Below are 233 nucleotides of genomic sequence, written 5' to 3'. Positions count from 1 at the left end.
AGCGCGGAGTACGGGGAGAGGGCGAGAATGCGGGTGGCCTGCGGTTCGGGCGCGGACACCGGGGGCTGGCGCTGCAGAGGGCGGCGGAGCGATGCGGTGCGCAACCGGACCAGGATCCTGGACGCCGCCCAGGACATGTTCGCCGAGCGGGGGCCGGAAGTAGTCATGGACGAGATCGCACGCCGCGCAGGAGTGGGCAACGCCACCCTCTACCGCCACTTCTCCGGGCGAGA

General features: G+C 71.7%; 1 protein-coding gene. It reads left to right on the top strand.

The window, feature by feature from the left end:
* Positions 1-27: 27 nt before the first annotated feature.
* On the top strand, positions 28-233 hold a 206-nt coding region (locus KVT34_RS31290; protein WP_217563397.1), incomplete at its 3' end, for a helix-turn-helix domain-containing protein.

This window comes from Paenibacillus sp. GbtcB18, assembly GCF_019091125.1.
Taxonomy (GTDB): Bacteria; Bacillota; Bacilli; order Paenibacillales; family NBRC-103111; genus Paenibacillus_F; species Paenibacillus_F chitinolyticus.
The sequence above is the reverse complement of the archived record's forward strand: the minus strand, read 5'-3'. Positions and strand labels throughout refer to the sequence as shown.